9 protein-coding genes are annotated in these 9,689 nt (G+C 59.3%); 3 read left to right on the plus strand and 6 right to left on the minus strand.

Annotated features, from left to right (window positions below):
- The coding region (locus IQ254_RS26755; protein WP_193969205.1) for an ABC transporter permease at positions 1-1,620 on the minus strand (1,620 nt) is incomplete at its 3' end.
- A 20-nt stretch (positions 1,621-1,640) separates the two neighbouring features.
- On the opposite strand from IQ254_RS26755, the gene IQ254_RS31875 reads away from it, so the two are divergent.
- From IQ254_RS31875 to IQ254_RS26770, 3 genes are read left to right on the plus strand one after another with little or no spacing between them, the layout of a single operon-like run.
- A complete protein-coding gene (locus tag IQ254_RS31875) occupies positions 1,641-1,964 on the plus strand; it encodes a hypothetical protein (RefSeq protein ID WP_228041128.1) in 324 nt (107 codons plus the stop codon).
- On the plus strand, positions 1,965-3,359 hold the full coding sequence (gene argH, locus IQ254_RS26765) for an argininosuccinate lyase (protein ID WP_193969206.1): 1,395 nt from the start codon (positions 1,965-1,967) through the stop codon (positions 3,357-3,359).
- Positions 3,359-4,594 carry a tetratricopeptide repeat protein gene (locus IQ254_RS26770; RefSeq protein WP_193969207.1) on the plus strand — a complete coding sequence of 412 codons (1,236 nt, stop codon included), beginning with the start codon at positions 3,359-3,361 and terminating at the stop codon, positions 4,592-4,594. The genes argH and IQ254_RS26770 overlap by 1 nt, the downstream gene beginning before the upstream one ends.
- Before the next feature lie 106 nt (positions 4,595-4,700).
- Here IQ254_RS26770 and IQ254_RS26775 read toward each other — a convergent pair whose 3' ends face one another.
- From IQ254_RS26775 to IQ254_RS26795, 5 genes are all read right to left on the minus strand, one after another.
- Positions 4,701-5,339, minus strand: coding sequence for a late competence development ComFB family protein (locus tag IQ254_RS26775; protein ID WP_193969208.1), 639 nt, complete (start codon positions 5,337-5,339; stop codon positions 4,701-4,703).
- 368 nt (positions 5,340-5,707) lie between these two features.
- Entirely contained in the window at positions 5,708-8,323 is a 2,616-nt protein-coding gene (gene clpB, locus IQ254_RS26780; protein ID WP_193969209.1) for an ATP-dependent chaperone ClpB, read from the minus strand.
- Between the two features lie 140 nt (positions 8,324-8,463).
- Entirely contained in the window at positions 8,464-8,697 is a 234-nt protein-coding gene (locus IQ254_RS26785) for a hypothetical protein (protein WP_193969210.1), read from the minus strand.
- Positions 8,698-8,962: 265 nt separating this feature from the next.
- Positions 8,963-9,127 (minus strand): hypothetical protein, encoded by a 165-nt coding sequence (locus IQ254_RS26790; RefSeq protein WP_193969211.1) that lies wholly within the window; start codon positions 9,125-9,127, stop codon positions 8,963-8,965.
- Positions 9,128-9,367: 240 nt separating this feature from the next.
- Positions 9,368-9,689: SH3 domain-containing protein (locus IQ254_RS26795; RefSeq protein ID WP_193969212.1), on the minus strand; the 322-nt coding region annotated here is incomplete at its 5' end.

A 9,689-nucleotide genomic window follows, 5' to 3' on the forward strand; every position in this document is an offset into this window, starting at 1 on the left:
GGTCTGTGGGCGCGGAGATGGGTATAAGAGACAGGCCCCCACCAGGCCCACAATCACAGTTTCCCGTAGGCACACCTCCCAGCGGTAGAGAATGTAGGCGAGGAACCGGCCCAGGTTTTGGGGCCAGATGCCGTAGGCTACTACCTGGCCAGGGCTGGCCCCCAGGGCGCTGAGGGCGCGCACCGGGCGATCGTCCAAATTTTCATTGACCTCGGCCATCAGGCGACCCAAGATACCGAAATTGTGGAGCGCCAGCGCTAGCGCCCCCGGCAGCACACCGGGAAACAGCACAAATAGCAGCACCAGCGCCCAGATCGGCGCCGGGATGGCGCGACTGACCAGCAGCACCAGCCGACTGCTGCCCAGCATTAGGCCCCCAACCCAGGGAATGTTGTTCTGCTGACCGAGGGGGCGCAGTAGTCCGCCCGGCAACACTACGTTTTGGGCCGCAGGCAACGAGAACAGAATGCCGCCCAGACCCGCTAGGGCGATCGCCACCATGGACATCGCCACCGTCAACCAGCCCAGATAGACCAGATTCCCCAGTTCCGCTAGGGTCGGCAGGGTTGGCCAACCTGAGGTGAATAGTTCCCCCGTGAGACGCAGGGTACGCGGTGCCCAGAGCCGACTCACATCGAGCTGTAAAAACCACCCGCTCAGGGGAATGGCCACCCCCACCCCCACCCCAGACAGCCGCAATAGGCGATCCGGTCTGGGGCTGCCAGCGCCGCCATGGCTAACGACGGTTCCCGGTTTGCGGTTGATGTCGAGGCGACTGGTGAAGCCCAGGCGGCGGCGCACCAGGGCACTCCAGGCATCCACCGCGCCATTGAGCACAATCAGCATGTAGAACCCTGTCCACAACTGCTCGTAGCGCAACGACTGCAGACTCAAGAAAATCTCGTAGCCGAGGCCACCCGCGCCGATGATACCCAGCACCGCCGCCGCCCGCAGCGAGCACTCAAACCGATAGAACCCGTAGGAGAGCAGGTTGGGCAGCGCCTGGGGCAGCAGCCCATAGATCAAGGCAATCAAGGGCGGTGATCCTGCGTTCAACAGGGTATTTAAAGGCTCTCGTGGCGTTTCATCTAAGATTTCCGAGAACACCTTGGCGACGATCGCCCCAAAGGGAATGGCGATCGCCAGCACCCCCACCAAGGGGTCGAGCCCCAGCACCTGTAACAGCAGCAAGCCCCAAATCACCTCGTGAATAGCCCGAGGAAAGGCCAACAGCCCCCGCCACCCCCGCCATAGAAATAGCTTGCCAGGTACCCCTGGGAGTAGCGTTTGCCACCCCACCTCAGCGGCCAGCAGCCCACCCACCATCCCCAGACCGATACTGAGGGTCGTGCCTAAGAGGGCGTAGGCCAGCGTCACCAGGGCCGCGCGCCCCATTAGCATGACAAACCCAGGGCTGAGGTCGGGGTGCAGGCTAGCCGCCAAAAACTCGCGCAGTTGGGGCCAGCCAGCCCAGTTAATCAACGCTACGCCAGGGCGGCCTAGACCTGCCTGGTAGGTCGCCAGCCCCAGAGCCAGCCCAATCCCCAGCATCCAGGCTGTTTTTGGGTTCCAGAGGCTCGGGCGCGGCGGTATGGTGCTAGTCTGTTGGGTGTCAACCATGCTCAGGTCGTCACGCTGCCATGGACGTTATCTCCCAGCCCCACGGTTACCTTTTGCAAAGCGCTACTCAACCCCTCTCGATAGACACCATTTTGCGCCCCGTCAGCTTGAATCTCGGCGACGAGTTCAGCCGCTATTTTACCGGAGTGGATGTCACCCCAGGAGCAGCGGCCACCCTGGTAACGCCTGAAGCCCTGTCGCCAATACTTGCCCAGCAGTTTGACCAAGATATTTTGGGCGATATGCTCAATATCTGGAACAATTTTGTCGATTCAGGACAGTTATGGGCGCTGCTTTTCGGTATCGTTCTGGGCTATATGATTCGCAACTTGACGGCCTTCTAAATGCAAACGCCTAATTCCCAAACCTGGAGCCAGCGCTTTGAGACAGCGCTACATCCTGCGATCGCCCTGTTTAACGCCAGCATTGGCTTCGATATTGAGCTGATTGAGTACGACCTCACGGGCTCTGGGGCCCACGCCAAAATGCTGGTCAAAACCGGTATTATTAGCCCCGCAGAAGGCGAGCAGATTGTCACCGGGTTAGAGACCATTCGCCAACAGTTTCGGCGGGGCGAGTTTACCCCCGGAGTCGAGGCCGAGGACGTGCACTTTGCCGTCGAGCGGCGGCTGACCGAGCTCATTGGCGACGTGGGCAAAAAGCTGCACACGGCCCGCTCTCGCAACGATCAGGTGGGCACCGATATACGCCTCTACCTGCGTGCCCAGATTGAATCGATTCAAGCCCAGCTCAGGCAGTTTCAGCGCACCCTGCTGGGCATTGCCGAAAATCATATCGAGACCCTGATCCCGGGCTATACCCACCTGCAGCGGGCCCAGCCCCTGAGTTTAGCCCACCATCTGCTGGCCTATTTCGATATGGCCCAGCGCGACTGGGAGCGACTCCAAGATCTGCTCAAACGGGTGAATATTTCGCCCCTGGGCTGTGGCGCGCTGGCGGGCACCACCTTCCCCATCGATCGCCACTATGCTGCCGAGCTGCTGGGCTTTGAGGCGGTCTACGGCAACAGCCTGGATGGCGTCAGCGATCGCGACTTTGCCATTGAGTTTGCCTGTGCCGCCAGCCTGATCATGGTGCACCTGTCGCGCCTTTCTGAGGAGATGATTCTCTGGGCCTCGGAAGAGTTTAGCTTTATCACCCTCAACGACAGCTGCTCCACCGGCTCCAGCATCATGCCCCAAAAGAAAAATCCCGACGTACCCGAGCTGGTGCGGGGCAAAACCGGGCGAGTATTTGGCCACCTGCAAGGCCTACTGGTGCTGATGAAAGGCCTGCCCCTGGCCTATAACAAAGACCTGCAAGAAGATAAGGAAGCGATCTTCGACACGGTCAAGACCGTCAGCGGTTGCCTGGAGGCCATGACCATTCTGCTGGCCGAAGGGGTCAACTTCCAGGTGCCCCGCCTGGCCCAGGCGGTCAACGAAGACTACTCCAACGCCACCGACGTGGCCGACTACCTGGCCGCCAAGGGCATCCCCTTCCGGGAAGCCTATAACCTGGTGGGCAAGGTGGTGAAGACATCTCTGGCGGCCAAAAAGCTGCTGCGGGAGCTGACCCTGGCCGAGTGGCAGGCGATTCACCCCGCCTTTGAGGACGATATCTACGCGGCGATCGCGCCCCAGCAGGTGGTCTCAGCCCGCAACAGCTATGGCGGCACCGGCTTTGAGCAGGTGCGTCAAGCCCTGGTGCGATCGCGCCAAGCCCTGGGAGACGCCTAATGCTCAGCCTCTGCATGATCGTGCGCGATGAAGCGGCGACCCTGGCCCGCACCCTAGCAACTGTGCAAGGGATCGTCGATGAGATCGTCGTGGTAGACACCGGCTCGGTGGATAACACAGTGGCGATCGCCCAGGTCCACGGGGCTAAGATCCACAGCTTTGCCTGGGGGAACGACTTTGCCGCCGCCCGCAACGAATCGCTGCACCACGCCAGCGGTGACTGGGTGCTGGTGCTCGACGCCGACGAAATGCTGCTCCCGGCTACGGCCCAAGTCCTTCAGCAACTCAACCAGGGTGGCCCCCTGGGAGATGTCGCGGCTGAAAATATTCTAGCGCTCAACCTGCTGCGGCTAGAACTGGGGGCACCCCAAGCGCCCTACACCCTGATTACCCGCGTCTTTCGCCGTCTGCCAGAAATTCGCTTCCATCGCCCTTACCACGAAACTGTGGACGATAGCGTAGCGGCATTGCAGCGCCAAGATCCACGCTGGCAGGTGATTACCCTCGGTGAGGTGGCCTTGCACCACACAGGCTACGACCCGGCGGTGGTGCTGCAGCGCCATAAGTTCGATCGCGCCCGCACCATCATGGAGGCCTACCTGGCCGATCAGCCCAACGATGCTTACCTGCTGAATAAACTCGCCGCCCTCTATGTCGAATCTGACCAGGCCGATGCCGCTTTGCCCTTGCTCAACCGGGCCCTAGACCAGGTTGCACCCGCTGACCCGTTGACCCGCTACGAGCTGCACTACCACCGGGCACTCGCCCTGGCCGATGCCCCCGATCGCGCCGCGGCTGACTATGCCGCGGCCCTGGCCCTAGACGTGCCGCCACGCTTGAAATTGGGCACCCTGCTCAACTACGGCGGCCTGAAAAAAGCCCAGGGTGATCTAGTCGCCGCCATTGACCTGTTTACTCAGGCCACCGAGGCCGACCCTACCTTGGCGCTGGCCTACTACAATCTGGGCACGGCCCACCGGGTCAGAGGCTATCTCGACGAGGCGATCGCGGCCTACCGCCAGGCGATCGCCCTGGCCCCCAACTATCCTGAGGCCCACCAAAACCTGGGGGTAGCCCTGTTTAAACTGGGGCAAATGCCTGAGGCATTGCGAGCCTTTCGGCGGGCGATCGATCTCTACAGCACGACCAATCCGGCTGCCGGGGCCGGTCTGCAGCAGCAGGTACAGGGTCTGGGGTTGCCGCCTACCCTCCTAACCCAGGCTGGGCTCCTGTAAACGTTGCCCTGAATCCAGCTAGGTTGACCAGACGGGTACGGGAAAATGCTGGGGAATGTTGGATGACTAACGGTACTCAGCCACCCAACCCGGCCCTTAGCCCACATTACTTAATGTAGCGAGGGTCGTTCCAGTCATACTCTTCACCGGAGGAGCTGTGGCTCTTTTTCCACGACACCTCAGAACCGTAGGTGCCGGGTCGCCAATAGTGGGAATGGCCACCATCGGCCCGATCGGCGCTAGTCATTGTAGAAACACTATGATTATCCCGGTAGCGCGTACGGTGAGACCCTTCGCTCGCCGGGGCGGTAGTCGGGGTAGGTACCCGCAGCCCCAACACTGTCTGGAGACGATTAATGGCTCCATCCCAGCTGAGGTCGGGCTGCTTGAGAATATCCCGCAGTGCGTTCAGAGCCGTGCTCGCGGCATCCTCCTCGGGCCGACGCAGGGGCTCAGACGAGCGAATTGGGTCTACCTGAACAGCTGCAAAGGCTTGACGGACAGCGCTTTTGATTTGGTTGTACTGTTCCCGCTTGGCCTTTTCGTACTGATGCTGCCAGCCTTTTTCACTGGAGGCATAGCAAGCGGGCAGTCGATTGAGGGCAAAGGTCTCAACCTCGACCCGCTTGAGGTATTTCAGCATGCGAGGTTGCATGGTTTTTATCTGCTTCTCTACCTCCTCAGCCACCAGAATCTCCATGACATTCATGTAGCCGTGCTTAGACGCGTCGTGAGCGATTTTCATGACCAACCTTTTCCTTTTATAAGTCTGCGCCAGGTCAGACAACCCTGACCCGTCACTGAGAGATCCACCTGATTGGTTGAGCGTTCCGTAAAACTACGTTATTGGAGAGCTAAGTTGAGGGCTAAACGGTTTCTCTGTGGCACCACACAGCTTTAGCAACAGCATGGCAAGACGTCTTCAGGGAATTTAAGGAAGCATCGTAGTGAACATGTACCGCTCCTCTTGGTGAAAATGCCCATATAGCTTATACAGCTATATTGCCAAAAAATTGCTGTGCCCTGCAACTGTAGCGGTTGAAAATGCCCCGCCTTGTTTCAAAGGTTTATATCTAGGGGCAGTTTTCTTTGCCCCTGGATGCTAAAGCCACGCTAAACGGTCAGTAACTCTGAAGACAGCCGCTTAAACGACAGGCGTTCGTTTTCAACATCTACAAAGATGGTGTCGCCGGCGCCAAACTCACTGCGCAAAATCGCCTTGGCAATCTGGGTCTCGAGCTCGCGCTGAATCGCCCGCTTGAGGGGCCGGGCACCGTAGACCGGATCGTAGCCCACCTCGGCCAAAAAGTCGAGGGCCGCTTCGGTCAGGGTAATGGCCATCTTGCGATCGCTCAGCCGATCTTCTAACCGCACGATTTGTAGCTTGACGATGTCGCGCAGCTGCGACTTGAGCAGGCCGTGGAAGATGATCATTTCATCTACCCGGTTGAGAAACTCGGGGCGGAAGTTGCTGCGCAGCGCCTCCATGACGCGGCTTTTCATCTCGTCGTACTGCTCATCGTCGCCCGCCACATCGAGAATATACTGGGAGCCGATGTTGCTGGTCATGATGATGATGGTGTTTTTGAAGTCCACCGTGCGCCCCTGGGCATCGGTGACCCGGCCATCGTCGAGAATTTGCAGCATGACGTTAAACACATCGGGGTGGGCCTTTTCGATCTCGTCGAAGAGAATGACGGCGAAGGGGCGACGACGAATGGCTTCGGTCAGCTGACCGCCTTCGTCGTAGCCGACGTAGCCCGGCGGCGCGCCGATCAGACGGGACACGGCGTGCTTTTCCATGTATTCCGACATGTCGATACGCACCAGGGCCTCTGCGGTATCGAACAGGTAGGCGGCCAGGGCCTTGGCCAGCTCGGTCTTGCCTACCCCCGTGGGGCCGAGGAAGATAAAGCTGGCGATGGGGCGATTGGGATCAGCGAGTCCGGCGCGCGATCGCTGGATCGCATCGGCCACCGCCGTCACCGCTTCCTCCTGGCCGATCACCCGCTGGTGGAGCTCGTCTTCGAGTTCCAGGAGTTTCTGCATCTCCGACTGCACCAGCTTGCTGACCAGAATACCCGTCCACTTCGAAATAATTTCGGCAATGTCTTCTTCGATCACCTCTTCGCGCAGCAGGGTTTTGCCGGTGGTTTGGGTATCGGTGAGCTGGGTCTCGGCGGTTTCGAGCTGGCGCTGGAGCTCGGTGAGCTTACCGTACTTGAGCTCAGCGGCCCGGTTGAGGTCGTAGTCGCGCTCGGCCTGCTGAATCTCGATGTTGACCCGGTCGATGTCTTCTTTGATCGACTGAATGTGGTCGATGGTGTCTTTTTCAGACTGCCACTGGGCGTTGAGGGCGCTCTGCTGCTCCTTCAGGTCGGCCAGTTCTTTCTCGATCCGCTCCAGGCGCTCTATGGAGGGGGCGTCGCTCTCTTTTTTCAGCGACAGGCGCTCCATTTCGAGCTGGAGAATCTTGCGATCGACCTCGTCGAGTTCCTCAGGTTTGGAGGTGATCTCCATCTTGAGTTTGGCGGCGGCTTCATCGACCAGGTCGATGGCCTTGTCGGGCAGGAAGCGATCGCTGATGTACCGGGTAGATAGCGTGGCCGCAGCCACCAGAGCACTGTCGGAAATTTTCACCCCGTGGTGAGTTTCGTAGCGATCTTTGAGGCCGCGCAAAATGGAAACCGTGTCCTCTACGCTGGGCTGATCGACATAGACCTGCTGGAAGCGGCGCTCCAGGGCGGCGTCTTTCTCAATATATTTGCGGTACTCGTCCAGAGTCGTCGCGCCAATGCAGCGCAGTTCGCCCCGGGCCAGCATGGGCTTGAGCAGGTTACCCGCATCCATCGCCCCCTGGGTCGCGCCCGCGCCGACAACGGTGTGAATTTCGTCGATAAAGAGAACGATCTGCCCTTCGGAGTCGGTAACTTCTTTAAGCACCGCTTTTAACCGCTCCTCAAACTCGCCTCGGTACTTGGCTCCGGCAATTAGCGCCCCCATGTCCAGGGCGATTAGCTGGCGATCTTTAAGCGACTGGGGCACGTCACCGTTGACAATGCGCTGGGCCAGCCCTTCGGCGATCGCCGTCTTACCTACCCCGGGCTCGCCAATCAGCACCGGGTTATTTTTGGTGCGGCGCGACAGAATCTGGATGGTGCGGCGAATCTCGTCGTCGCGGCCAATCACCGGGTCGAGCTTGCCTCGGCGGGCGGCGTCGGTGAGGTCGCGCCCGTACTTTTCGAGCGATTGGTACTTGCCTTCGGGATTTTGGTCGGTCACTTTTTGGGTGCCTCGAATGTCTTGAATGGCCTGCTTGAGTTTGGCTTCGCTTAAGCCCAGATCCTGGAACAGGCTTTTACCAAAGCGGCTATCGCCAGGGTAGGCCAGGATCAGGTGTTCAATGGAAATATAGTCGTCGCCATACTCTTTTTTGTACTTTTCGGCCCGATCGAGCAGGGTGTCGAGGGATTTGCCCAGATACACCGACGAGCCGCTGCCCGATACCTTGGGCTGACTGTTAATAAAGGCTTCGGTGCGATCGCGCAGCTGCTGCACAGTGACCCCGAGCTTGGCAAAAATGCTGCTGGCTAGCCCCTCCTGATCGAGTAGGGCCAGCAGCAGATGGTCGGTCTCAATCTGCTGCTGCTGGCCCTGCTTGGCAATATCCTGAGAGCGCACAATAGCATCCCAGGCTTTTTCGGTGAATAAATTTTGGGTGGGTTGCATAGGGTTACTTGCTCCGGCTGCTCACGATCGCACAGAGGGGTATCTCTGTGCCTGTCTGCATTGTAAAAAGAGCGGCCCGCCTAGCAGGGTCGGTGTTCACGATTGTTCTCAGGCGGGTTGCCGCCTTTCGGGAAGATTGGCTAATTGCCAGGGTTCGTCGCGCGGTGGGTTGGCGAAGGATGGGGCTGCATGCGATCGCAGATCATCATGTATGAGCCGCCGCGCAGGCTCTGCGAGAGTAGATTAGGCCAGTGCCTTAAGCTTTGCCCCCAAAGCCCATGCTGCCGTAGGGTACATTCGCGTAGCAATGCACCGAAGGGTAGCGCAGCAACGGTGGCCTGGGTGCACCGCAGACCAATGAGGAGGATTTTCACTATGGGTGAGCGGTGCGGTGCGACCTGGCGGGGTTAAGGAAATTAGGGCGAGGGGAAAAGAGGCCGCGACGGCACCCTACCGATGGAGGGATGCTTTGATCGCAGAGCAACCGGGGCTCTAGGTCAATACCCAGCGTTGATGGCACCCACCCCAGAAGCCCGGTCTCTGATCACTGCCTCGCGATCGCAACTCAGCGGCATTGGCGTTGCCCCAAATTCAGGCTGCCGTTCAGCAACGTCAGTCTTTGACACTTATAGACCGACTCTACAAAAAGTGGTCAATCGCTACCGCAGACACTGCGGCAAAGGCGGTAATCGCCAGACCCACCAGCGGGCTCTGTCCCTGACTCACCGCAAAGGAGGTAATAATGCCAGCACCCAGGGCAGCCATTACCACAGAGCCAAGCCAATCTTTTTGTACGTTATGCATGGGGTTTAAAAGCAGGGTAGTAAAATACCGCCTGAATTGGGTAGCAAGCCAGAACCCACTACTGATTCAGCCTCAAAGCCTGAGCGGCTTCATCGCATCTCAAGCTACCACCCTGCCGCTGGCCAACATCGTCTACCCCAGGGAACTGACACCAAGCTTAAGGCTTGGTTAGATTAGTTAACATTTCCCCTAGGAAAGGGGCTGGTCTTGAATGCAGAAATAGGGCTACCCCAGGGATTGCTAGTCAGTCGGGCGCGTGTTGCCCGCCTTAACCCAGCCCTCCTGGCCACTGGCAACGACGCGCACCTTGATCCATGACTGGTTGGCGGGCTCTTCGATTACCACCACGGCTTCGTTGACATCTACCCCACCCATCTGTGGAAACTCTACCCCTGGCCCTTCACGCATGACCAGACCAATGGGCTGCACCACTACAGCTTCATAGGCACCGGGTTCCAATGCAGGCTCGGGTGGGGGCTCTACCACTGGAGCGACCTCAGCTGGGGCCTCGGCTGGGGCCTCGGCTGGGGCCTCGGCTGGGGCCTCGGAGGCAGCTTCAGGC

Source organism: Nodosilinea sp. LEGE 07088, assembly GCF_015207395.1.
Taxonomy (GTDB): domain Bacteria; phylum Cyanobacteriota; class Cyanobacteriia; order Phormidesmidales; family Phormidesmidaceae; genus Nodosilinea.

Coding starts and splice junctions, on each gene's coding strand:
- IQ254_RS26790 (WP_193969211.1), bottom strand. CDS start 9,127: ATGCATAACGTACAAAAAGATTGGCTTGGCTCTGTGGTAATGGCTGCC.
- argH (WP_193969206.1), top strand. CDS start 1,965: ATGCAAACGCCTAATTCCCAAACCTGGAGCCAGCGCTTTGAGACAGCG.
- IQ254_RS26770 (WP_193969207.1), top strand. CDS start 3,359: ATGCTCAGCCTCTGCATGATCGTGCGCGATGAAGCGGCGACCCTGGCC.
- clpB (WP_193969209.1), bottom strand. CDS start 8,323: ATGCAACCCACCCAAAATTTATTCACCGAAAAAGCCTGGGATGCTATT.
- IQ254_RS31875 (WP_228041128.1), top strand. CDS start 1,641: ATGGACGTTATCTCCCAGCCCCACGGTTACCTTTTGCAAAGCGCTACT.
- IQ254_RS26775 (WP_193969208.1), bottom strand. CDS start 5,339: ATGAAAATCGCTCACGACGCGTCTAAGCACGGCTACATGAATGTCATG.